Here is a 22,669-nt window from a genome sequence, read left to right as displayed (position 1 = left end):
GCGGATCAGGCGAGGTCGGTGTTGTACTCCGAGCTGCTGCCGGAGTCGAACGCGCTGACATCGACGTAGTCGTCGGCGGTACCGTCACCGTCGTAGTCCACCGCACCGGTGTGCAGGTCGATCACGGCGTCGACCTCGCCGTCGCCGTCGACATCGACCGCGGCGACATCGAGGCTGCCGTCGGCATCGGAGTCGATTGCGGACATGTCGATCAGTCCGTCGCCGTCGGTATCCATCGAGATCTGGTCGAGCACGCCGTCGCCGTCGCTGTCGGTGATGTTGGCGTCGATGCGGCCGTCGCCCTCGAGGTCGACGGTGGTCAGATCCACCACGCCGTCGCCGTTGGTGTCGTAGTCGACGTACTGCGAGCCGTCCGAACCCGAATACTCGTCGAGGACCACGGGCTCGGAATTACCCGACGTCACCGCACCCGTCTCGCTCGAGTTGGAGGACGCAGCGCGATCGCTCGAGTCCGAGGCCGACGAGTTCGAACCGGCGACACCGGCGTCGAACGATGCGGAGCGGTCGGCGGAATCCGTGGCCGAGGAGGAGACGCCGGCGTTGGCGGAGTCCGACGACGAAGCACGATTGCTCGAGTCGGACGCTGAGGAGGCCGCACCGACCGAGGCGGACGAACCGCTGTCGCTCGCCGATCCGTACGACGAGTCGGAGTTGCTCGACCCCGACGAGTCGTAGCGCTCGTAGCGCTCGTACGACTCGTAACTCACGGAGCCCTGGTCGCTGGCCGACGAGGACCCGAACGAGGAATCGCTGTCGTGCGACGAATTGGAGCCGTAGGACGAATCGGCGCGGTCGCTCGCGGCGGACGCAGAGTCTGCGGAGGATGCGGTCGAGCCGAACGATGCGTCCGAGCGGGTGCTGTCGGTGGACTCTGCGGACTCCGCGGATGCTGCGGCGCCGAAGCCGGTATCGGAGCGGGTGCTGTCGGTGGACTCGGTGGCGGAGGTGGCCGAATTGTTCGAGAAGAATCCGCTGGTCATGGTGTGCTCGCTTTCATCGGTACGTTCGGTTGCCGGTGACGGGGCGTTCGTGTGTGTCGGTGATATGAGGCGTGGGCGGTGCGAAAAGTTCCCGTCGAGTTCGAGATTTTCGCAAATGCACCCATTGCCGCAGGTCAACCCAGGGTGAAGAGCAGAGAAATGTGTGGTGGAGCGCGTCGACGAGGCTCGGTTCGGTCACGGAGCCCGATCGGTTCGGTCCTTATCGAGGCCGGGATGCGCTCTTACGGTGGAGGCGGAAGGTTGGGCGCGGACGTCCTCACGTGATGTCGCGTCTCCACACCGTCAGCACGGGAAGGAACATGCGCACTGTGACCACCGAGGCATTCATCTATGAAGCCATCCGAACCCCCCGCGGCCGCGGCAAGAAGAACGGCTCGCTGCACTCTGTCAAGCCGATCTCGCTCGTTACCGGCCTGATCGACGAGTTGCGCGTCCGCTTCCCCGATCTCGACGAGGACCGCATCTCCGACCTGATCCTCGGCATCGTCGGCCCGGTGGGCGACCAGGGCGCGGACATGGCCCGCGCCGCCGCCACTGCGGCCGGACTCCCCGACACCGTCGGTGGCGTCCAGATCAACCGCTTCTGCGCGTCCGGCCTCGAGGCCGTGAACACGGCAGCACAGAAGGTCCGTTCCGGCTGGGATGAGCTCGTCATCGCCGGTGGCGTCGAGTCCATGTCGCGAGTGCCGATGGGCTCCGACGGCGGCCCGTGGGGCCTCGACCCGGCGACCAACTACGACACCTATTTCGTGCCCCAGGGTGTCGGCGCCGACCTCATCGCGACCATCGAGGGCTTCTCCCGCGAGGACGTCGATGCGTATGCCCTGCGGTCGCAGCAGCTGGCCGCCGCGGCGTGGTCGGGTGGCTACTTCGCCAAGTCCGTCGTCCCGGTCAAGGACCAGAACGGCCTGACGATCCTCGACCGGGACGAGCACATGCGTCCCGACACGACCCTCGCGGGCCTGGCCGGTCTGAAGCCGTCGTTCGCGACGGTCGGTGAGGTCGGCGGATTCGACGCCGTGGCCCTGCAGAAGTTCCATTTCGTCGAGAAGATCAACCATGTCCACCACGGCGGCAACAGCTCCGGCATCGTCGACGGCGCCGCGCTGGTGCTCGTCGGCTCCGAGCAGGCGGGCAAGGACCTGAACCTGACCCCGCGCGCCCGCGTCGTCGCGACCGCCACGTCGGGCGCCGACTCGACCATCATGCTCACCGGCCCGACGCCGGCGACGAAGAAGGTTCTCGCCACCGCAGGCCTGACAGTCGACGACATCGACCTGTTCGAGATCAACGAGGCCTTCGCCTCCGTCGTCCTGAAGTTCCAGAAGGACTTGAACATCCCGGACGAGAAGCTCAACGTCAACGGTGGCGCCATCGCCATGGGGCACCCGCTCGGCGCGACCGGTGCCATGATCCTCGGCACGATGGTCGACGAGCTCGAGCGTCGCGGCCTGCGTCGTGCCCTGCTCACCCTGTGCGTCGGTGGCGGTATGGGTGTGGCCACCATCATCGAGCGCGTCTGATACCGGAAGGATCCGAAATACAGTGACCGACAACATGATTTCCTGGGATCAGGACGCCGACGGCATCGTCGTCCTCACGCTCGACGACCCCAACCAGGGCGCGAACACCATGAATGCGCTCTACAAGACGTCGATGAAGTCGACCGTCGACCGTCTCGTCGCCGAGAAGGATTCCATCACCGGCGTCGTCATCACGTCCGCGAAGAAGACCTTCTTCGCCGGCGGCGACCTGCGCAACATCATCGAGATCGGACCTGCCGACGCGCAGGCCGCATTCGACGAGGTCCAGGACATCAAGTCCGACCTGCGTCGCCTCGAAACCCTCGGTAAGCCCGTCGTCGCCGCCATCAACGGTGCAGCCCTCGGCGGCGGCCTCGAGATCGCGCTCGCCACTCATCACCGTATCGCCGCTGACGTCAAGGGTATTCAGATCGGCCTGCCCGAGGCAAGCCTCGGCTTGCTGCCCGGTGGGGGCGGTATCACCCGGGCCGTCCGCCTGCTCGGTCTCCAGACCGCGCTGCTCTCGCTTCTGCTGCAGGGCAACAAGTACAACGCGGTCAAGGCCAAGGAGCTCGGCCTCGTCCACGAGGTCGTCGGTAGTATCGACGAGCTGGTCCCCGCCGCCAAGGAGTGGATCAAGGCCAATCCCGAAGGTGGCGTGCAGCCTTGGGATACCAAGGGATTCAAGATCCCCGGTGGCACCCCGTCATCGCCGGCGTTCGCCGCGAACCTCCCGGCTTTCCCCGCGAACCTGCGCAAGCAGCTCAAGGGCGCCCCGATGCCGGCTCCGCGCGCGATCATGTCCGCCGCCGTCGAAGGCGCACAGGTCGATTTCGACAACGCGTCGACCATCGAGTCCCGGTACTTCACCGAGCTCGCTACCGGCCAGGTCGCGAAGAACATGATCCAGGCGTTCTTCTTCGACATGCAGTCCATCAGCTCGGGTGCATCGCGCCCGAAGGATGTGCCGAAGCGCGAGATCAAGAAGGTCGGCGTGCTCGGTGCGGGAATGATGGGCGCCGGCATCGCATACGTATCGGCGAAGGCCGGGTTCGAGGTCGTACTCAAGGACGTCACCGCCGAGGCCGCGGAGCGCGGCAAGAACTACTCGGTCAAGATCGAGGAGAAGGCGCTCTCGCGTGGCAAGACCACCGAGGAGAAGTCGAAGGCGCTTCTGGATCGCATCCACCCGACCGCCGACGCCGCGGATCTGTCGGGTGTCGACTTCGTCATCGAGGCCGTCTTCGAGAACACCGAGCTCAAGCACAAGGTGTTCCAGGAGATCGAGGACATCGTCGAGCCCGACGCGTTGCTCGGTTCCAACACGTCGACGCTGCCGATCACGGGACTCGCGGTGGGCGTCAAGCGTCCCGAGGACTTCATCGGTATCCACTTCTTCTCACCGGTCGACAAGATGCCGCTGGTCGAGATCATCAAGGGTGAGAAGACTTCCGACGAGGCGCTGGCCCGCGTGTTCGACTACACGCTTGCGATCCGCAAGACCCCGATCGTGGTGAACGACAGCCGCGGCTTCTTCACCTCGCGCGTGATCGGCACATTCGTGAACGAGGCCATCGCGATGCTCGGCGAAGGCATCGAGCCTGCGACGATCGAGCAGGCAGGCTCTCAGGCGGGCTACCCGGCTCCGCCGCTGCAGCTGACCGACGAGCTGAACATGAAGCTCATGCAGAAGATCGCGAAGGAGACCGCGGAGGCAGCGGCACAGGGCGACACCAAACTCGGCACCACTCGTCACCCCGCGATCGACGTCGTCGACTTCATGGTCGAGGCCGGCCGCCCGGGTCGCCTCGAGAAGGCGGGCTTCTACGAGTACGACGAGAACGGCAAGCGTCTCGGCATCTGGCAGGGCGTGCGCGATCACTACAAGACCGTGGCGACGCTGGATGTGCCGCTGCAGGATCTGATCGACCGCATGCTGTTCGCTGAGGCCATCGAGACCCAGAAGTGCTTCGACGAGGGGGTGCTCACCACGACCGCCGACGCCAACATCGGCTCGATCCTCGGTATCGGATTCCCGGCCTGGACCGGTGGTGTCGCGCAGTACATCGTCGGATACCCGGGCGGTAAGGAAGGTTTCGTGAAGCGGGCCGAGGAACTCGCGGCCAAGTACGGCGAGCGTTTCACTCCGCCGGCGTCGCTGCGTAGCTGACCCAGTTACAACCGGAACGGGCAGATACACCCTTGCGAAAGGATGTATCTGCCCGTTCTCGGTGTATCTGCGCCTACACGCTCATGCGACCCACCAGGGACGCAGCGGGACCTGGGGGGCCTGGTCCTTACCCAACTTCACGCCGAGAATCTGGTGGAGTTGGACACCGTTGGTCTCGAAGCCCACGCGCGACCCGGCCATGTACAGACCCCACAGGCGAGCGGTTGCCTCGTCGACCTCGGAAAGTGCCGAATCCCAGTGCTTCTCGAGATTCTCGCACCAAGCCTTCAAGGTCAGTGCGTAGTGCTGGCGCAGGTTCTCCTCGTGCATCACCTCGAAGCCGACGTTCTGAGCCTCCGAGATGAGTCGGCCCGACCCGGTGAGCTCCCCATCGGGGAACACGTAGCGGTCGATGAAACCGCCGGCCTTGAGCCGTCCACGGTTGTGCGGGCGGGTGATGCTGTGATTGAGTAGCAGGCCGCCCACTCGGAGCCTGTCGTGCAGGAACCGGAAGTACGACGGGTAGTTCGCGGCACCGATGTGCTCGGTCAGGCCGATCGACGAGATCGCGTCGAACCCGGATTCCGGCACGTCACGATAGTCGGAGTGTCGTACCTCGGCGAATTCGCCGAGACCTTCGTCGACGATGGCTTTCTGCGCCCATTCCGCCTGTTCCTTCGACAGGGTCGCGCCGATGGCCTTCACGCCCCGGCGTGCGGCATAGCGCACCATTCCGCCCCAACCGCAGCCGATGTCGAGCAGACGATCACCGGGCTTCAACCGAAGCTTCTCGAAGACGAGGCGGTACTTGTTCTCCTGGGCGTCCTCGAGGCTCTCGTTCTCGGACTCGAACACCGCGCACGTGTATGTCATGGACGGGCCGAGAACATACTCGTAGAACGTGTTCGAGACGTCGTAGTGGTGATGGATCACCTCGGCGTCGCGCGCCTTCGAATGGCGAAGACCTTCTGCGACACGGCGCCACCGGGGAAGATGCTCCTGCGGAGGGGGAGCGATCGGCTTGATCAGGTCGGGCCCAAGTGACCGCACGATCTGCGCGAGAGTCCGCGCCGGCGGACGCTCGAAATGCACGCCGCCGAGTGCCTTGAGCAGGGGATACGGATCGGCGGGATGCACGCCCTCGGCCTCGAGCGTGCCCGAGATGTACGCGCGCGCCATGCCGAGGTCGCCGGGGGCGGTGACGATGTAGGTAGCGCCTTCGGGCGCGGTCAGATTGAGACCGAACGGGGAATCAGCAGGCCCGGTCGTGGAACCGTCGTATGCGCTGAACCTCAGCGGCATTTCACCGCCCGTTGCGATCTCGACGATCTGGGCGAGGTTGAGCTTGTCAGTTTGGTGCCCGGAGGGCTCCGTTCTGAATGTAGTCAATGTCGTTGCACCGCCTTTGCAAATAGGTCCGTCAAGCGGGACCCGGGATCGTAACTATCCTTGAGCGCGGGGTATTCCCCGTCGCCGTAGTAGAGCTTCTCGAATTCGTCACGGCTGTAGAAAGAATCGGAATACAGCGATTTGTGACCGTCGAGTTCTGCCACCTTACGCTCGATCAGACGGTTCGTGGCGCCCTCGATCTCGCCGCGGACCACTGGCACCGACGACCAGAAACCGATGTTCACGTATGTGCGTTTCGGTTCGAGCGGATACAGCGGCCATGGGCGACGGGGGTCGTACGACGCGGATTGGTCTCGTAGTCGCAAGGGGCACAGCCAGATCGGCTCGATGGGAATTTCATCGAGGAACCATTCCATGAACTCCTGGGTCCGTTCGATGGGGACCTCGATGTCCTGGACGACACGCTCGCGAGGCGGGTTTCCTTTACGTGCCTCGATGCGATCTGCGATCGAGTACTTGTGGTCGAGGGCAATGAGTTTCCAATAGATGCTGCTGCGCAGCAGCTTCTTCGGCCACAATTTCCGGATCCGGGGATTCTGGGCCCCGAAGGCGCGGGAGCACCAGAACCAGTCGGTGTCCCACCGCCACAGGTAGTCGCGGATGGTGAGCCGGTCGGTCTTGGGATGGTTGACGGATTCGTGCCGGATCGACTGGTAGAAGATGTCGATGCCGGTGTAGTCGGACACCGGCCCGGCTTCGGCGGTCTGCATGCCGAGAGTGAGGTAGCTTTCGTCGGCCGAGAACACCACACCGTCGACGTAATCCACTGCGATTCCGGCGTACACGCGGTCGGTGGTAATTCGGTCGAGTGTCGACTCGAGGTCGGCGAGCGAGGTGAAACGTAGGTGGCGCAATGCGACGAACGGCTTCACCGGTTCGAGTTCGATCCGCAGCCGCGTGGCATACCCGAGCGACCCGTACGAGTTCGGGAATCCGCGGAACAGGTCGGAGTGTTCGCCGTGCGGTGTGGCCGTGATGATCTCGCCGTTACCGGTGAGGATGTCCATCTCGAGGACCGACTCGTGTGGTAATCCGTTGCGGAACGAGGAGGATTCGATGCCGAGCCCGGTGACTGCTCCACCGAGTGTGATCGTCTTGAGTTGCGGTACCACCAGCGGCGCGAATCCGTAGGGGAGTGTCGCGTCCACGAGATCTTCGTACGTGCACATCCCGGCGACGTCGGCCGTGCGTGTCTGTGGGTCGACGGAGATGACGCCGCCGAGACCCGACACGTCGAGGCCCGGCGAATCGACCTTGGCGCGGGCTCGGAACAGGTTCGAGGTCTTCTTCGCGAGCCGCACCGGCGCGTCGGCGGGAATAGCGCGATACGAGCGCAGCAGACGTTGTACACCCTCGTGGTGGGTCGAGGCACTGTACGGCCCGACACCTCGTGACGTTCTCAGCATTCGACTCCCCTGCAGCAGCGCATCAGTGGTGCAACCCACAATAGACCCGTCGGAACACCTACGTCCCGGTACCGGCAGGCAGGATGTAGGGCGACGGCGAGCCACACCGGGCTCGGACCGGACGAACGAATCAACAGTTGCAGAGGAGCCCACCGTGGCACAGGTCAGTGCAAGCAGTTCGATCCAGTTGGCAGCGGCGCCGGACAAAGTGCTGGCGGCACTCGCGGACTACGAGACCGTGCGCCCGCGCATCCTCTCCGATCACTACCGGGACTACCGCGTGATCTCCGGTGGACAGGGAGACGGCACGATCGTGCACTGGCTGCTCCAGGCCACCGAGAAGCGGGTGCGCGACGTGCAGGCGAAGGTGACGACCTCCGGCAGCACGATCACCGAGACCGACGCCAACTCGTCGCTCGTCACCACATGGAGTGTCGTCCCCAATGGCACCGGTTCGACGGTCGTGACCCTCACCCAGTGGAACGGTGCGGGTGGCATCGGCGGGTTCTTCGAGAAGACGTTCGCGCCGATCGGCCTGCGCAAGATCCAGCAGCAGGTTCTCGAGAATCTGAAGAACACCGTCGACTGACTTTCGGGTGCGTGCCGGCCGGGCCGGCATGCGACTAACCTGGCAGGCGAAACGCCAGGTAGACAGAAATCTCTGCAGTCGAACTTCTGTAGTCGAAACACAGGAAGGACGTGTCCGTGCAACCCGGTGGTATGCCCGACATGCAGCAACTCCTCGCCCAAGCCCAGCAGATGCAGCAGCAGCTCATGGCCGCGCAGAACGAGATGGCGCAGGCAGAGGTCACCGGCCAGGCCGGTGGTGGCCTCGTGACCGCAACGGTGAAGGGCACCGGAGAGGTCGTCGCGGTGCAGATCGACCCGAAGGTCGTCGACCCGGAGGATGTCGAGACCCTGCAGGACCTCGTCGTCGCTGCGGTGGCCGACGCGTCTGCAAAGGCTCAGGAAATCGCTTCCGAGAAGCTCGGTCCGCTCGCGGGCGGGCTCGGCGGCGGTATTCCCGGCCTGCCCGGTTTCTAGAGGTACGCGTGTACGAAGGGCCGGTCCAGGACCTCATCGACGAACTCGGCAAGTTGCCGGGTGTCGGTCCGAAGAGCGCGCAGCGGATCGCATTTCATCTGCTGTCCGTCGAGCCTCCGGAGATCGACCGGCTGCAGGCCGCATTGCAGAAGGTCCGCGACGGGGTGCAGTTCTGCGAGGTGTGCGGCACGGTGTCGGATCGGGAACAGTGCCGCATCTGCGCCGATTCCCGTCGCGATCGCACGCAGATCTGTGTGGTCGAGGAACCCAAGGACGTGCAGGCGATCGAGCGGACCCGCGAATTCCGCGGTCGTTACCACGTGCTCGGTGGTGCGCTCGATCCGCTGAACGGTGTCGGGCCGGACCAACTCAACATTCGCGCGCTGCTCATGCGGATCGGCAACCAGGAGGACGGCGTCGACGTCTCCGAGGTGATCATCGCGACCGACCCGAACACGGAAGGGGAGGCAACGGCGACGTATCTGGTTCGGATGTTGCGTGACTTCCCGGGGCTGGCGGTCACGCGGTTGGCGTCGGGGCTGCCGATGGGTGGCGACCTCGAGTTCGCCGACGAGCTCACGCTGGGTCGCGCAATGTCCGGAAGGCGGGCGATGTGACCGGTAGCCGACCGGGAGCGGCCACGAGCGCGCCCGAGAAGAAGCGGCGCACATCGGAGGAGACCCGTCAGCTGATCCTGGACGCGGCGGGTCTCGCATTCGCGACTCGTCCGTATCGTGAGATCACGCTCAAGGACATCGCGGAGGACGCCGGGGTCAGCGCGCCGCTGATCATCAAGTACTTCGGGTCCAAGGAGCAGTTGTACGACGCCCTCGTCGATTTCAAGGCTGCCGCTCAGCTGCTGTACGACGGGCCGTTCGACGTTCTGGGCGAGCGGATGGTCGAGATCTTCGCGCGACAGTCCGCGAGGCACAAGCCGCTGTCGATGGCCCTGCTGTTCATGAGTGGATCCAGCGAGGAGAGCAACCGCAAGCTTCGTGAGAACTACTCGTCGCAGATGATCGACGCGTTGGTGGCGTTGATGAGAGGGCCCGACGCGCGGATGCGTGCGGAGCTCGTGTTCTCGATGCTCCTGGGGGTCGCATTCATGCGCCGCCGGATGATGCAGGAGAAGGCGGCAGGGTCGGTCGACGAGGTGGTTGCCCTGTATGCGCCGCTCGTGCAGTCCCTGCTCGACGGCGACGGGCACTGAGACAATCCCCACTCCGGTTGTAGGTAAATGGCTGTTCACCTAAGGTGGTGAACAGCCATTTACCATCGCTGGAGGGAGCCGCGTGACTGTGTCGTTCCCGCTGCGGCTGCACGCCCCCGGATCGCACCGACGCGTGACCGCTCGGGGCCGCATCGCGACCCGTGATCGTAGACCGAATCTGTCGAAGTACATCTTCCCGGTACTCGCGGTCGGTGCGATCTTCCAAGCGATCATGCAGACGGTCATCGTGCCGCTGCTACCCAGCCTTCCCGGTTTCACAGGGGCGGGCCCTACCGCCGTGTCGTGGCTGGTCACGAGCACGCTGCTCGTCGGCGCGGTGATGACCCCCATCTTCGGACGTCTCGCCGACATGATCGGCAAGAAGCAGATGCTGCTCATAGCGTTCGGGCTGATGACCGTCGGGTCGCTGATCTGCGCGCTCACGTCGAACATCGGGTTGCTCATCTTCGCCCGTGGGCTCCAGGGCGCAGGCGCCGCCGTCCTCCCGATCGGCATGGCGATCCTGCGCGAGGTGATGCCGCGCGACCGTGTCGATCGCTCGATCGCTATCCTCAGCTCCACCCTCGGCATCGGTACGGCCGTGGGAATCCCGTTCGCCGCGGCGATCGTCCAGTTCGCGGAATGGCACCTGTTGTTCTGGGTGACCACGGTGATCGGTGCAGGAGTCGCTGTCGCTGCCGCCTTCGTCATTCCCCGATCGAGTACCCGTACCGGCGGTCGCTTCGATGTCGTGGGAGCCGTAGGACTCTCGAGCGCGTTGATCTGTCTCCTCGTGCCGATCACGCAGGGAAGCACATGGGGATGGACCTCCGCCGCAGTCCTGACCATGTTCGCGTCCGCGATCCTGCTGTTCGCGGCGTGGGGATTCCAGCAGTTGCGTAATCGCAATCCGCTTGTCGACCTGCGGGTGTCCGCGCGACGTTCGGTTCTGACCCCGCACTTGTCGGCGCTGCTCGTCGGTTTCGCCTTCTACGGAAACACTCTCATCACGACGCAGCTGCTCCAGGCGTCGCCCGAGCACGGCGCAGGATACGGACTGACGATTCTGCAGGCCGCGGTGTGCCAGTTACCCGCCAGCATCGCGATGATGATCTTCGCGCTCGTGGCGGCACGGGTCTCGGAGCGGTTGGGGCCGAAGATCGCGGTCATGATCGGTGCGGCCTTCCTGATCCTCGGCTATTCCGTCCACGCCGTCCCGGACAAGCCGTTGTGGCTGGTGGTGGTAGCCATCTTCATCGCCGCAATCGGAACGACGTTCGTGTACTGCACCCTGCCGATCCTGTTGCTCGGCGCTGTGCCCCTGGACCAGAACGCGGCGGCAAACGGCGTCAACGTGCTGCTCCGGACCGTCGGAAGCACGATGTGCAGCGCGGTCGTCGCATCGGTGCTCGCCGCGCACATGCTCGCGGGCGGCATCGACTCGAGCGGCTTCATCATCGTGTACCTGGTGTGCGGTGTATGCGCTGTCGTCGTGTTCGCGTCGGCGTTCGCCTTACCGTCTCTCAAATCGAGGAAGCCCCGACCCGCAGGTGTATGAGTCTGCGAGCAGGGACTTCCTGTTCGGTGTGCGGCGCAGAGATCGGTGTCAGACGCCGAGATCCCGTGGACGGTAGCCCAGCGGGTAACCGGGATACGTGCGGTTGGTGGCATTGCCGCCGGACACCGAGACCCTCCGCTTGGGGAACCGGCGCACGAGAGCGGACCTCATCCGCAGTGCACCCTCCGACATGGCCCGCATGCGCGCTGACCCCTTGGGGAAACCGAACGCCCTGGCCATCCGGTCGTCGATCAGGGAATACACGACCTTCTCGACACCGGGACCGAGTGCCTTCGGGTACCACGACTTGAAGAGTTCGAGCGTGTAGGTGCCGATGGCGTGATTGTCGTCGCTGTAGTCGAACATCTTCCGCTCGTATTCGAGCTTGAACCGATGGAACTCCTGGAACGATTCCGGGATGTCCTTGATACCCATCCGGATTCCGACCTGCCGGTAGAAGTAGAACGACGCGAGTCGCTCCTTCGGGTGCAGGCGACGCCAGCCGTAGTTGTCTATCCAGTCCAGCGGGTCGTACACGAACGTCGACAGCACGTACAGCATGTCGTCGTTGTCGATCGAGTACTTGCCGTGCATGCGGTTGATGTTGCGCAGCGATTCACGTCCGCGTTCGGCGTCGTACCCGTGCTCGATGAGTTCGGCCATCAACAACGAGGTGTCGTCGTAGCGCTTCTGCGGCCGATGCTCGAACTCTCCGGTCCGTGCGAGCAACTCGGAGATGGTCGGCACACAGTAGGTGCGGAACAACGCGAACTCGAGCGACCGCTGGTAGTCCCACGGGAACTCGTACCCCGCGGTGATCCGCAGGATGTCCTGATGATGAGTGACCGGGTCGAGGCCCTCGATCACCTTCGACCAGCCGTACCGTCCGGCCTTCGGATGCGGGTCGCGATTCGGCGCGGGAAACGTCCCGGCCTTCTCGATCCGCGCTTCGGGTGACGCGACGACAGCCGGTTTACGTGATCTCTTCGCGCGCGGTCCTGTAGTCGTCATGGCCTACCTTCCGTGCATGAACTTCAGCATCTTCGCGGACAGGTTCAGGTCGCGCTCGGGCCGTTCGAGGCTCATCAGCTTCAGTGGTGAGCTGAACCTCTCGACCGTCACCGACTTGGGCCGGCTGAACTCCCGGAGGCCGTCGGCGCCGTGGATGCGACCGAAGCCGGACTCGCCGATACCGCCGAACGGCAGCGACGGGATTCCTGCGAAGCCGAGCACCGAGTTGACCGAGACCATGCCGTTACGGAGACGTTCGGCCAGTTCGCGGCCCTTGGCCTTGTTGCCGATGAAGATCGATGCGCCGAGGCCGTAGGACGTGCCGTTGGCCCGGTCGACCGCCTCGTCGAGGTCGCGCACCTTGTTGACGACGACGGTGGGACCGAAGGTCTCCTCGCACACTGCGCGCGAGGTCTCGGGCACGTCGGTGAGGATCACTGGTTCGATGATGCGTTCGCCCACCGACTCGGCGCCGCCGACCACCGCGGTGCCGCCGCTCGCGAGTGCATCCTCGATATGGCTGCGCACGATGTCGATCTGGCGGGGCAGCGTCATCGGTCCGTAGGTCGACTCGTCGCTTCCACCTGGCTTGGCACGCTTCACGATGGCCGTCAGCTTATCGAGAAATTCCTGGTAGACGGACTCGACGACGTAGATGCGCTCGACGCCCGCGCAGGTCTGTCCGGCATTGCCGAATGCGCCGAATGCGGCGAAGTCCACCGCCTTGTCGATGTCGGCATCGGCCGCAACGATCATTGCGTCCTTGCCGCCGCACTCGGCGACGAGCGGGGTGAGGGACTCGGCGCACACGGCCATCACCTTTCGGGCCGTCGGGCCGGAACCGGTGAACGCGATCTTGTCGACACCCGCGCGGGTGAGTGCAGACCCGGTCTCTCCGAGGCCGGTCACGACCTGGAACACGGGCTGGGTCGGTGCGATGGAGTTCCACTTCTCCTCGAGCCACTTGCCGACGCCGGGAGTCAACTCGCTCGGCTTGAAGACGATGGCGTTGCCGGCGGCGAGGGCGTATGAAATCGAGCCCATCGGGGTGTAGACCGGGTAGTTCCACGGGCCGATGACGCCGACGACGCCGAGTGCCTTGTACTCGAGGGTTGCGGCCTGGTTGAAGCTCGCGATTCCCGACGGCACCTTCCGGGCTTGGAGCACCTTCTTCGCGTTCTTCGCTGCCCAGTCGAGGTGTTCGATCGCGAGCATGACCTCGAGGAACGCGTCGCCGTACGGCTTGCCGGTCTCGCGTGAGATCAGCGTCGCGAGGGAGGAGGCGTCCTGGGCGACGGCCTTCTTGAATTCGAGGAGCCACTCGCGACGCCCGCGGAAGCCTTGCGCGTCCCACCACCGTGCCGCGATACGGGCACGGTCGACGGCCTCGGCCACCGCTGCGGCGTCGGCGATCGGATATTCGGCGATCACGTCTCCCGAACGGGGGTCGAGGCTGGCGAACGTGTCGGTGGACGGCTCGGTGCCGGTCTTCGAGGTAGTGGTCTTCGAGTCCGTCGTACTGCTCTTCTGTGTCATTTCTTGACGCTTTCTGACGGATCACATCACATATATTTGATGTGATTAGCTGTAGTGGAGCTCACACTATGCGTCTCGTACCGAACGGACAAGCCCGATCCGCTCGCCCGTGGACTGTCAGGAGAAACCCATGGCCTCACCGACGCGCGCAACCGATTCCGTTGCTGCCGATCGTGGTGAATCGCAAACCGATCCGTCGCGTATGCATCGTCGCCCACAGCTGTCCGACGAGGTGGCCTCTCACCTGCGAAGTGCGATCATGTCGGGGTCCTTCCGGTCGGGTGAATTCATTCGATTGGACGAGACGGCAGCAGAACTCGGCGTCAGTGTCACGCCGGTGAGAGAGGCGTTGCTCACACTTCGGGGTGAGGGCATGGTCGAGTCGGCGCCGAATCGCGGGTATCGGGTGTCATCGATGAGCGGCTCCGACATCGATGACATCTTCTGGCTGCAGGGGCAACTCGCGGTCGAGATCGCGTTGAGGGCCGTCGACCGGGCCCACGCCGGCGACCTCGAGCGCCTGACGGAGCTCAATGAACGCCTGCGCGCCTGTGTGGCAGCGTCGAAAGGTTCGACGGGTTCGGATGGGGTGCCGGACATCGAGCGTATTGCCGACGCCGAGTGGTGTTTTCACCGCGAGGTGAACCGCATTGCGAGCAGCCCGAAGCTCGCATGGTTCCTCGATGCCGCTGCCCGCACGCTGCCGTATCGCCTGTTCGCGCGGGATCGGCAGTGGGGAGTCGTTGCCGTGCGGTCTCACGAGCAGCTCATCGCAGCGATGCGTGTGGGTGATCACAACGAGGTGATCACACAGACCCTCCTGCAATTCGAGGACGCCGCCGCCAGGCTGCTTGCGCACCGGAAGCGGTTCGCCGATGCCGATGGTGGCACATAGGGAACAAGGTCCTCTTGCCTATCTGAGTACGGGCGTGCACAATTTGGATGGCAGTGCAGCATCCGTACTTTCGTCGAGGAGGCGACCCCATGGCATCACCAGTGGAAGTCAACGAGCCCAGTGTGGTCGAGGGCGGGACCCCTGAACGAGACGTCACCGAAGTGGGCGTTGGAGATCCTGCTCCGGTCGAGCCGGGCACGATCGACCTCGCAGACTTCGTCGGCGAATCGATGCTTCTCCTGGGCGCCGGATCGACTGTATTACTGCAACTCGCGGAGCGGGGAGTCGGCCACGGCGTGGCAGACCACAGCACCACCCTCCAGCGTCCGCTCGACCGGCTGCGTACCACCATGACCTACGTCTACGCCGTTACCCTCGGCACGCCGGAGGAGCGTAAGCAGATCGTCCGCATGGTCAACAAGGTTCACGTTCCCGTTCGCTCCGACACCTACAATGCGTTCGATCCCGAGCTCCAGTTGTGGGTTGCGGCCACGCTCTACCGCAACGGTGTCGAGATGTACCAGCGCATGTTCCACGAGCTTTCCGACGCCGACATCGAGCGGATCTACCGTCAGTCCGCGGTGTACGGCACTGCACTGCAGGTCAAGGAAGACATGTGGCCGGCCACTCGCGCAGAGTTCGACGCATATTGGGACGAGATGATCGCGACGATGGAGGTCGACGAGAAGGTACGCGCCTTCACCCGCGGTCTGCTCAGCGGCGGCGACTCGCCGCTTCCCGTGCGGATGCTCATGCCACTGCAGCGCTTCATGACAATCGGCCTTCTACCTCAGCGCATGCGCGAGGAGTTCTCTCTGCCGTGGAGCCCTCGTGACCAGCGCAGGTTCGATCTGTTCTGGAAGGTCGTTCCCCCGGTGTACCGGAAGGTGCCGCGGCCGATCCGGCAGCTGTCCTCCACGTTCTACCTGCGCGACATGCGGCGCCGCATGGCGGGGAGCAAGCATCTCATCTGACGCCCCGCCATAGCCGAATGTCACCTTCGGTCAATCCAGGTGGTTTCAACCGACCGAAGGTGACATTCGGCTGTCTGGGGGAGTATCAGAGTGCTAAATCGCGCTCGAGGCCGAACCAATAGTGTTCGCCACCATCGAAGACGAGTCCGCCCTTGCCGTTCATCACGCCGATCACGGTGTCGTCGTCGACCTTCTTGAAATGGTCGAACACCGGCATTCCGTCGTAGACCATCGTCGCGACCACTTCGCCGCGGAACACGACGTCCCACAGGCTCGCCTCGCCGCGACCGGTCTTCTTGTCGGAGAACAGCTCGCCATCCTCATCTCGGCACACGAGCGGTTGGACCTCGGACACCGAGACGAACGACTTCCCGTACCAGCGTGCGCCGCCCAGTATCTGATGAGTGCGATGGCCGGTGTCGAAACTGAAACCCTTCCAACGGTATCCGACGAGATCGTCGATTCGTGCGGGTGTGAGTCGTGTCCAGAGGGCATCGAGCTCGCGGGGATCGATCCGGTCGGTGCGCGCACGCAGTGCGGCGAGTTCCTGGACGACGTCCATGTCGGGTTCCTGTCAGTCGAAGGTGAGTACGGCCTTGACGACCTCACCTGCCGTCACGGCGGCGAAGGCGTCGTCGAGTTTGTCGAAAGGAAATGTGCTGGTGATCTTCTCCACGGGGAATCGGCCGTCGCGCCAGAGTGCGGCGAGTTCGGGGAGGAAGACGTGCGGGTCGGCGTCGCCTTCGATGACACCGGTGAGGGTGCGACCGCTCAACAGGTGCGTCTGATCGATCGTGATGGGGTTCCGTCCACCACGCAGACCCAGGGTCGCGCACACTCCGGGGCTCGCGAGAGACGACATCGCCTGCCGGATCACAGCTTCGGACCCCACCGACTCCACCGCATAGTCGACGCCGCCGCCTGTGGCCCGACGCACATGGCGGCCGATATCGTCGACGTCGTCGGGAGACAGCGCCGTCGTCGCGCCCAATTCGAGCGCCGGGGCGTGACGGCGAGGGTTCGGGTCGATGCCGATGATGGTGCCGCAGCCAGCGACCTTCGCTGCCATGACAGCAGCCATCCCCACTGCTCCGAGGCCGAATACGGCTATCGTCGAGTCGGATTCGGGCCGGAGAACCCGCAGCACGGTGCCGGCTCCGGTGGCGAGCCCGCACCCGAGAGGGCCTGCAAGTTCGATGGGCACTTCTCGGGGGAGTCGGACGACGTTCCGATCGGTGGCGACCACGAGCGACGAGAACGACGACTGACCGAACCAATTGCCGTGAATCGGTTTGCCGGCCCCGTCGTGAAACACCGAGGTGCCGTCGGGGCGCACACCGGAATAGTTCAGTGGCGCGAATCGACTGCAGTAGGCGGGACGGCCGCGACGGCAATTACGGCAGGTTCGGCACGAATCGAACCCGATGACCACGGGGTCGCCGACGCGCAGGCCGACAATGCTTGATCCGACCTCGGCGACCACGCCGGACCCTTCATGGCCCAGCACCGCGGGAAGAGGAATCGGAACTCCACCTGCCGCCGCGGTGAGGTCGGTGTGGCAGATCCCCACGCCGCGGATCCGCACGAGGATCTCGTCGGGTCGAAGCTCGGGGACGACAACGGATTCGATTCGCAGGGGAGCGCCCTGTTCGCGCAATACGGCGGCGCGTGCGGTGCGGGTCATGCCGGTACCGCCCCGCCCGCAACGCGGCTGTTTCCCACGAGCACTGCCAACATCAGCTGCTGCACGCGCCGCTGGTTGGATTCCGTTCCCCGGAAGTGCATCACCTGCCCGACGTCGAGCGAGAGGATGAGAGCAGCGTGGACGAGGAAACGACATTCGACGGCGGAGAGATCGGGGCGCAATTCGGTGACGATGCGTGCCCACTCCTCGATGTTCAGACGCTGGATGTTGCGGAGATCGCTGCGATGGGCCTTCGGTAGGTTGCCGATCTCGGCGAAGTAGACCGACATCAGCTCGCTGTGGTCGAACGCCAACCGAACGAACACGTCCACGAGATGCTCGAGTGCCTGGTCGGGTGTGGACGATTCGGTCAGCGCGGATTCCACGGACATCGCCACGCGGTCGCCCGCGCGGTGGAAAGCGGCGGCGAGCAGGTCGGCTTTGCTCGGGAAGTGCCGGTACACACCGGATGCGTTGATACCCGCGGCACTGCCGATCTCCTCGATGCTCACATCGTGATAGCCGCGCGCGTCGAACAGCAGAATCGCTTCGTGCAGTATCACTTCGCGCTTGTTGGATGTCGCGAGACCGGTCTTGGCCGGCGTCTCCCCGGTGTCGGGCTCGGCGGGGACGAGCGGTGTCTCGACGATCGAGTGGCACGCACCGAGCAGGAGCTGCTGGAGTCGTCGGTTCGCCAGTGGAGCGCGGTGCGTGGTGATCGAGCCGATCGCGCTCAACAGTGCGGTGCTGACGACGACGTCGTCGGCTTCCGTGAGGTCGGGGCGGAGCTGCGCGGTGATGTGGGCGAGGCGCCGGTTGATCGCCACCATTTTGCCGCGCACCTGCAGGCCGTCGTCCTTCGACAGGTAACGGCGTTCCCAACGGTACAGACCACCGGTGCGGCGGTTGGCGATGGTGGTGCGGATCGTGGCCGACAGCAGGCGGTCGAGGGTATCGGCCGGATCGGTGTTGTCGCCGGCGTCGAACTCGTCGACTGCCGCGCCGAGCGAGTCGGCAAGTTCGTTGACCGAATGCAGGAACAGTGCGTACTTGTTCGGGAAATGGCGGTAGAGGGCAGGCCCGGAGATTCCGACGGTCTTCGCGATCTCGTCGATGCTCACGCCGTGGTAGCCGCGTTCGCTGAATGCCTCGGCTGCGACGGCCGCGATCTGTGCCTTGCGGTCCTTGGGGCGTCGGCGCACCGCCGTGGTCTTGCTGCCGGAGTTCGCTCGTGGGCGCGCTCCGACCTGCGCGTGTTCGGCCACCTGAACTCCTTGTCGATTGTGTCGGACCCGCGACCGATCGCGGAGAGCTACTCAACTCTAAAGGTAACAGTGGAAACCCCGGAATCGGAATGCAGTTCTAGTGTCGTGTTCGACTGAAAACCGCAGAACACAGTGTGTTGACAAACTCTGTGGCGACCTCCAAAGTTAACAGCAATTCTTCCGATTGTCTCCGGAAGAACGGGCACGTGGGGGCGTGGTGCAGCGTCCCGCGCCGATGCGAGGAGGACACTTGAGGACCAAATTCACCGAGGCGTTCGGGGTCGAGCACCCCATCGTCCAAGGCGGCATGATGTGGGTCGGTCGTGCCGAGTTGGTCGCGGCAGTGGCCGACGCCGGCGCGCTGGGTTTCCTCACCGCGTTGACACAACCTACGCCGGAAGACCTGGTCCGTGAGATCGCGCGGTGCCGGGAGATGACCGACAAGCCGTTCGGTGTCAACCTCACCATCCTGCCGTCGATCACACCGCCGCCGTACGCCGAGTACCGCGCCGCGATCATCGAGTCGGGCGTCAAGATCGTCGAGACAGCGGGGTCCAACCCGGTCGATCACCTGCCGTTCTTCAAGGATGCGGGAATCAAGGTCATCCACAAGTGCACGAGCGTCCGGCACGCCCTCAAAGCAGAGCGAGTGGGTGTCGATGCCGTGAGTATCGACGGCTTCGAATGTGCCGGGCATCCCGGCGAGGACGACGTCCCCGGTCTGGTCCTCATTCCCGCCGCGACCCGCAAGCTCCGGATTCCGGTGATCGCATCGGGTGGTATCGCCGACTCGCGCGGTCTCGTCGCCGCGCTTGCTCTCGGCGCCGACGGCGTGAACATGGGCACTCGCTTCATGTGCACCGTCGAGTCACCTGTGGGGCAGCGGGTCAAGGAACAGATCGTCGCGAACAGTGAGCTCGACACGAAGCTGATCTTCCGCACACTCCGCAACACGGCGCGTGTCGCGGCGAACGCGGTCAGCGCGGAGGTCGTCGAGATCGAGTCCCGCGGTGCGGAGTTCGCCGACATCGCGCACCTTGTCGCCGGTGCGCGTGGTCGCACCGTCTTCGAGGAGGGCGATGTCGATGCCGGCATCTGGACATCCGGGCAGAGCCAGGGCCTGATCGACGACATCCCGACGGTGGCCGAACTGGTCGACCGGATGGTCTCGGAGGCAGAGGAGATCATCATCGGGCGCCTGAACGGCATCGTTGCTGTCGAGGCAGGCGTGCGAGCATGACCGAGACGACGGGAGGAGCTGCCGTGGAGGGGCTGCGGTCGGAACTGGTCGACGGCATTCTCCGGCTTACGATCAACCGCCCGAAGCGGATGAACGCGCTCGATCTCGTCACGATGGGCGCGTTGGGCGAGGCGGTGATCGCGGCCGGCGCGGATGAGCGCGTGCGCACCATCGTGCTCACAGGGGAGGGCACCGCGTTCTGCACGGGCGCCGATCTTGCTGCTGCGGGGGCGAACCCGGCCGACCCGAATGTTGTGATGGATACCGCGAACTCGTTGATTCGTGCGATCGTCGACTCGCCCGTGCCGGTCATCGCGGCAGTCAACGGGCCGGCCGCAGGCGTCGGTGTGTCGATCGCGGTGGCGGCCGATCTCACGTACGCGGCCGAAAGCGCGTACTTCCTCCTGGCATTCGTCAACATCGGACTCATGCCCGACGGTGGATCGAGCATGTTGATCCCGGCTGCCATCGGCCGTGCCCGCGCAGCCGAGATGGCGCTGCTCGGCGAACGTCTCTCCGCGGCCGACGCAGACCGTTTCGGTCTCGTGGCCCGAACGCTCCCGGACGGCGGACTCGCGGCGCACGTCGATGCAGTGGCGGCCCGCACCGCGAGTGGTCCGCGGCGGGCTCTGGCGCTCACCAAGCAAGCGCTCAACAATACGACCCTGTCCGTTCTCGACGATGCGCTGGCGTTCGAGAAAGCAGGCCAGGTCGAGCTACTCGCATCCGCGGATTTCGCGGAAGGTGCGATGGCCATGCTGCAAAAGCGTCGCCCCGACTTCGCGTAGAGACCGTATGCACATGTGATGGACAGAGGAGGGCGTGGGAACGCTTCGAGCGCCTGCCTCTGTCTATTGTCGATGTGCTGTTCACAGGCCATTTATCTCACTTCTCACCCACGAGCATACTGCTCGCCTCCCTGAGGCCGCAGCGTCCGAAGATGACGAGAATCCCCGTTAACAAAACTCTGGTCACAATCGGAGTTTGCATGTAGGGTGCATCACACCGGAACCCGGCAATTGCCGCGCCCTTCGTCCCGAATCTGTCCCGTCTCGAGAGGACCGTCGATGGTTTCCCACTCTGTCTCGGATGCACACCGCTACCGCAGCAACAACTGGAACAACCAGGTCGCGCGTCACGCCCTGATGACTCCTGACAGCGCTGCGTTCCGCTTTCTCGGCGAGTCGATCACCTGGTCGCAGCTGGACGAGCGCGTCGAGAAGCTTGCGGATGCACTGTCGCGTCGCGACATCGGATTCGGCGATCGCATCATCGTCCTGATGCTCAACCGCCCCGAGTACATCGAGATCGTCCTCGCGGCCAACGCGCTCGGCGCGATCGCGGTCCCGGTCAACTTCCGTCTCACCGCGTCCGAGGTTGCTTTCCTCGTGGCGGATTCGGGCGCGAAGGCGATTGTTGCGGAGGGTCCACTCGTACCGCTCGCTGCCGCGGCCCGCGCTCAGTCCGCAGGCATCGACCTGGCGATCACCATCGGTGCAGAGCCCGAAGGCGACGCAGTCTCGTACGACGCACTCGTGGCCGAAGAGGGCGACCCGCACCCCCAGGTCGAGATCCCGAACGACACTCCGGCGCTGATCATGTACACCTCGGGCACCACGGGCCGTCCCAAGGGTGCGGTACTCACCCACTCGAACATGGAAGCCCAGGCGCTCACCTGCATCCGGGCCTTCCAGCAGTTCGACGAGTCCGGCATCGGCTTCTGCGCCTCGCCGATGTTCCACATCGCTGCGCTCGGCTCGATCGCCCCGAGCCTGATGCTCGGCAGCACCACCGTGATCCACCCCGTGGGAGCATTCGACCCCGGCGCGCTGCTCGATGTCCTCGAGGCCGAGCAGGTCACCAGCCTGTTCCTCGTGCCGGTGCAGTGGCAGGCCGTGTGTGCTGCGCAGCAGGCGAACCCCCGAAAGCTTGCACTGCGCAACATCTCGTGGGGGGCCGCACCGAGTTCCGACACCATCCTGCGCGCCATGGCCGATACCTTCCCGGATGCGTTCAACGTCGCAGTGTTCGGCCAGACGGAGATGTCGCCGATCACGTGCGTGCTCGACGGTGCGGACGCAATCCGCAAGCTCGGATCCGTCGGGCGCGTCATCCCGACAATCCAGGCGCGAGTGGTCGACGACGAGATGAACGACGTCGCTCCCGGTGAGGTCGGTGAGATCGTCTACCGCGGTCCCACCATGATGCGCGACTACTGGAACAACCCGACGGCTACGTCGGAGGCGTTCTACGGCGGATGGTTCCACTCAGGCGACCTCGTACGCGTCGACGACGAGGGCTTCGTCTACGTCGTGGACCGCAAGAAGGACATGATCATCTCGGGCGGCGAGAACATCTACTGCGCCGAGGTCGAGAACGTCCTCTTCGGACACCCTGCAATCCTCGAGGCGGCGGTCATCGGTCGCCCCGACACGAAGTGGGGCGAGGTCCCCGTCGCGGTCGTCGCACCGAAGCCGGGCAACGACGATCTCACCCTCGAGGCGCTGCAGCCCTACTTCGACGAACACCTCGCGCGTTACAAGCACCCGAAGGAAATCGTGGTCGTGGATGCACTGCCGCGCAACGCCAGCGGCAAGGTCGTCAAGGGTGACCTGCGGGGCGGCCTGTCCGCCGTCGTGCAGGGCTGACCTCCGAAATCCCTTCCGCTGTATTGCGGGACGGGGTGTCAGGGTCGGCAAGTAGGGCGCCGGCCGCCGAGGC

At 64.7% G+C, this 22,669-nt stretch carries 20 protein-coding genes; 12 read left to right on the top strand and 8 right to left on the bottom strand.

Annotated features, from left to right (window positions below):
• Positions 1–5: 5 nt before the first annotated feature.
• Positions 6–1,001, bottom strand: a complete 996-nt coding sequence (locus ACZ46K_RS02590) for a hypothetical protein (RefSeq protein ID WP_464746520.1) — start codon at positions 999–1,001, stop codon at positions 6–8.
• 329 nt (positions 1,002–1,330) lie between these two features.
• On the opposite strand from ACZ46K_RS02590, the gene ACZ46K_RS02585 reads away from it, so the two are divergent.
• On the top strand, positions 1,331–2,545 hold the full coding sequence (locus tag ACZ46K_RS02585) for an acetyl-CoA C-acetyltransferase (RefSeq protein ID WP_054809593.1): 1,215 nt from the start codon (positions 1,331–1,333) through the stop codon (positions 2,543–2,545).
• A gap of 34 nt (positions 2,546–2,579) precedes the next feature.
• Entirely contained in the window at positions 2,580–4,715 is a 2,136-nt protein-coding gene (locus ACZ46K_RS02580) for a 3-hydroxyacyl-CoA dehydrogenase NAD-binding domain-containing protein (RefSeq protein WP_464749517.1), read from the top strand.
• 81 nt (positions 4,716–4,796) lie between these two features.
• Here the strand turns inward: ACZ46K_RS02580 and ACZ46K_RS02575 are convergent, their stop codons facing one another.
• Both ACZ46K_RS02575 and ACZ46K_RS02570 read right to left on the bottom strand, forming a co-directional pair.
• A complete protein-coding gene (locus ACZ46K_RS02575; RefSeq protein ID WP_054805971.1) occupies positions 4,797–6,104 on the bottom strand; it encodes a class I SAM-dependent methyltransferase in 1,308 nt (435 codons plus the stop codon).
• On the bottom strand, positions 6,101–7,531 hold the full coding sequence (locus ACZ46K_RS02570) for an FAD-binding oxidoreductase (RefSeq protein ID WP_054805978.1): 1,431 nt from the start codon (positions 7,529–7,531) through the stop codon (positions 6,101–6,103). The genes ACZ46K_RS02575 and ACZ46K_RS02570 overlap by 4 nt, the downstream gene beginning before the upstream one ends.
• A gap of 154 nt (positions 7,532–7,685) precedes the next feature.
• Between ACZ46K_RS02570 and ACZ46K_RS02565 the strand changes: the two genes are divergently transcribed.
• The 5 genes from ACZ46K_RS02565 (at position 7,686) to ACZ46K_RS02545 (ending at position 11,343) form a co-directional block, all read left to right on the top strand.
• A complete protein-coding gene (locus ACZ46K_RS02565; protein WP_054805972.1) occupies positions 7,686–8,120 on the top strand; it encodes an SRPBCC family protein in 435 nt (144 codons plus the stop codon).
• 116 nt (positions 8,121–8,236) lie between these two features.
• Positions 8,237–8,575, top strand: a complete 339-nt coding sequence (locus tag ACZ46K_RS02560) for a YbaB/EbfC family nucleoid-associated protein (protein WP_464749516.1) — start codon at positions 8,237–8,239, stop codon at positions 8,573–8,575.
• Between the two features lie 8 nt (positions 8,576–8,583).
• Complete coding sequence (recR, locus tag ACZ46K_RS02555) at positions 8,584–9,192, top strand: recombination mediator RecR (RefSeq protein ID WP_054805973.1); 609 nt, start codon at positions 8,584–8,586, stop codon at positions 9,190–9,192.
• Positions 9,189–9,785, top strand: coding sequence for a TetR/AcrR family transcriptional regulator (locus ACZ46K_RS02550; protein WP_054809587.1), 597 nt, complete (start codon positions 9,189–9,191; stop codon positions 9,783–9,785). The genes recR and ACZ46K_RS02550 overlap by 4 nt, the downstream gene beginning before the upstream one ends.
• Positions 9,786–9,918: 133 nt before the next feature.
• On the top strand, positions 9,919–11,343 hold the full coding sequence (locus tag ACZ46K_RS02545; protein WP_054809594.1) for an MFS transporter: 1,425 nt from the start codon (positions 9,919–9,921) through the stop codon (positions 11,341–11,343).
• 48 nt (positions 11,344–11,391) lie between these two features.
• Here the strand turns inward: ACZ46K_RS02545 and ACZ46K_RS02540 are convergent, their stop codons facing one another.
• Both ACZ46K_RS02540 and ACZ46K_RS02535 read right to left on the bottom strand, forming a co-directional pair.
• Positions 11,392–12,354, bottom strand: a complete 963-nt coding sequence (locus ACZ46K_RS02540) for an oxygenase MpaB family protein (RefSeq protein ID WP_054809588.1) — start codon at positions 12,352–12,354, stop codon at positions 11,392–11,394.
• 3 nt (positions 12,355–12,357) lie between these two features.
• Positions 12,358–13,890: an aldehyde dehydrogenase family protein gene (locus ACZ46K_RS02535; RefSeq protein WP_464746518.1), complete on the bottom strand. Its 1,533-nt coding sequence runs from the start codon at positions 13,888–13,890 to the stop codon at positions 12,358–12,360.
• A 130-nt stretch (positions 13,891–14,020) separates the two neighbouring features.
• Between ACZ46K_RS02535 and ACZ46K_RS02530 the strand changes: the two genes are divergently transcribed.
• Positions 14,021–14,785: a GntR family transcriptional regulator gene (locus tag ACZ46K_RS02530; protein WP_464746516.1), complete on the top strand. Its 765-nt coding sequence runs from the start codon at positions 14,021–14,023 to the stop codon at positions 14,783–14,785.
• Positions 14,786–14,874: 89 nt separating this feature from the next.
• On the top strand, positions 14,875–15,759 hold the full coding sequence (locus ACZ46K_RS02525; RefSeq protein WP_464746514.1) for an oxygenase MpaB family protein: 885 nt from the start codon (positions 14,875–14,877) through the stop codon (positions 15,757–15,759).
• 85 nt (positions 15,760–15,844) lie between these two features.
• Here ACZ46K_RS02525 and ACZ46K_RS02520 read toward each other — a convergent pair whose 3' ends face one another.
• From ACZ46K_RS02520 to ACZ46K_RS02510, 3 genes are read right to left on the bottom strand one after another with little or no spacing between them, the layout of a single operon-like run.
• On the bottom strand, positions 15,845–16,321 hold the full coding sequence (locus tag ACZ46K_RS02520; RefSeq protein ID WP_054805977.1) for a DUF4334 domain-containing protein: 477 nt from the start codon (positions 16,319–16,321) through the stop codon (positions 15,845–15,847).
• A gap of 12 nt (positions 16,322–16,333) precedes the next feature.
• Entirely contained in the window at positions 16,334–17,443 is a 1,110-nt protein-coding gene (locus ACZ46K_RS02515; protein ID WP_054809589.1) for an NAD(P)-dependent alcohol dehydrogenase, read from the bottom strand.
• On the bottom strand, positions 17,440–18,708 hold the full coding sequence (locus ACZ46K_RS02510) for a TetR/AcrR family transcriptional regulator (RefSeq protein WP_054809590.1): 1,269 nt from the start codon (positions 18,706–18,708) through the stop codon (positions 17,440–17,442). The genes ACZ46K_RS02515 and ACZ46K_RS02510 overlap by 4 nt, the downstream gene beginning before the upstream one ends.
• A gap of 250 nt (positions 18,709–18,958) precedes the next feature.
• Here ACZ46K_RS02510 and ACZ46K_RS02505 point away from each other — a divergent pair, with 250 nt between their 5' ends.
• From ACZ46K_RS02505 to fadD5, 3 genes are all read left to right on the top strand, one after another.
• Positions 18,959–19,948: an NAD(P)H-dependent flavin oxidoreductase gene (locus tag ACZ46K_RS02505; RefSeq protein ID WP_464746512.1), complete on the top strand. Its 990-nt coding sequence runs from the start codon at positions 18,959–18,961 to the stop codon at positions 19,946–19,948.
• The gene (locus tag ACZ46K_RS02500) at positions 19,945–20,736 is read left to right on the top strand and encodes an enoyl-CoA hydratase (RefSeq protein ID WP_464746510.1); all 792 of its coding nucleotides are present in this window, start codon (positions 19,945–19,947) and stop codon (positions 20,734–20,736) included. Before ACZ46K_RS02505 ends, ACZ46K_RS02500 begins: the two co-directional genes overlap by 4 nt.
• Before the next feature lie 279 nt (positions 20,737–21,015).
• Entirely contained in the window at positions 21,016–22,596 is a 1,581-nt protein-coding gene (fadD5, locus tag ACZ46K_RS02495) for a fatty-acid--CoA ligase FadD5 (RefSeq protein WP_054809591.1), read from the top strand.
• Positions 22,597–22,669: the final 73 nt, after the last annotated feature.

This window comes from Rhodococcus sp. JCM 9793 (assembly GCF_055380405.1).
This window is presented reverse-complemented; position numbering and strand designations above follow the sequence as displayed.

Excerpts from the sequence above, each read along its gene's own strand:
- ACZ46K_RS02590 (WP_464746520.1), bottom strand. The coding sequence starts at position 1,001 with ATGACCAGCGGATTCTTCTCGAACAATTCGGCCACCTCCGCCACCGAG.
- ACZ46K_RS02580 (WP_464749517.1), top strand. The coding sequence starts at position 2,580 with ATGATTTCCTGGGATCAGGACGCCGACGGCATCGTCGTCCTCACGCTC.
- ACZ46K_RS02570 (WP_054805978.1), bottom strand. The coding sequence starts at position 7,531 with ATGCTGAGAACGTCACGAGGTGTCGGGCCGTACAGTGCCTCGACCCAC.
- ACZ46K_RS02540 (WP_054809588.1), bottom strand. The coding sequence starts at position 12,354 with ATGACGACTACAGGACCGCGCGCGAAGAGATCACGTAAACCGGCTGTC.
- ACZ46K_RS02535 (WP_464746518.1), bottom strand. The coding sequence starts at position 13,890 with ATGACACAGAAGAGCAGTACGACGGACTCGAAGACCACTACCTCGAAG.
- ACZ46K_RS02530 (WP_464746516.1), top strand. The coding sequence starts at position 14,021 with ATGGCCTCACCGACGCGCGCAACCGATTCCGTTGCTGCCGATCGTGGT.
- ACZ46K_RS02525 (WP_464746514.1), top strand. The coding sequence starts at position 14,875 with ATGGCATCACCAGTGGAAGTCAACGAGCCCAGTGTGGTCGAGGGCGGG.
- ACZ46K_RS02520 (WP_054805977.1), bottom strand. The coding sequence starts at position 16,321 with ATGGACGTCGTCCAGGAACTCGCCGCACTGCGTGCGCGCACCGACCGG.
- ACZ46K_RS02515 (WP_054809589.1), bottom strand. The coding sequence starts at position 17,443 with ATGACCCGCACCGCACGCGCCGCCGTATTGCGCGAACAGGGCGCTCCC.
- ACZ46K_RS02500 (WP_464746510.1), top strand. The coding sequence starts at position 19,945 with ATGACCGAGACGACGGGAGGAGCTGCCGTGGAGGGGCTGCGGTCGGAA.
- fadD5 (WP_054809591.1), top strand. The coding sequence starts at position 21,016 with ATGGTTTCCCACTCTGTCTCGGATGCACACCGCTACCGCAGCAACAAC.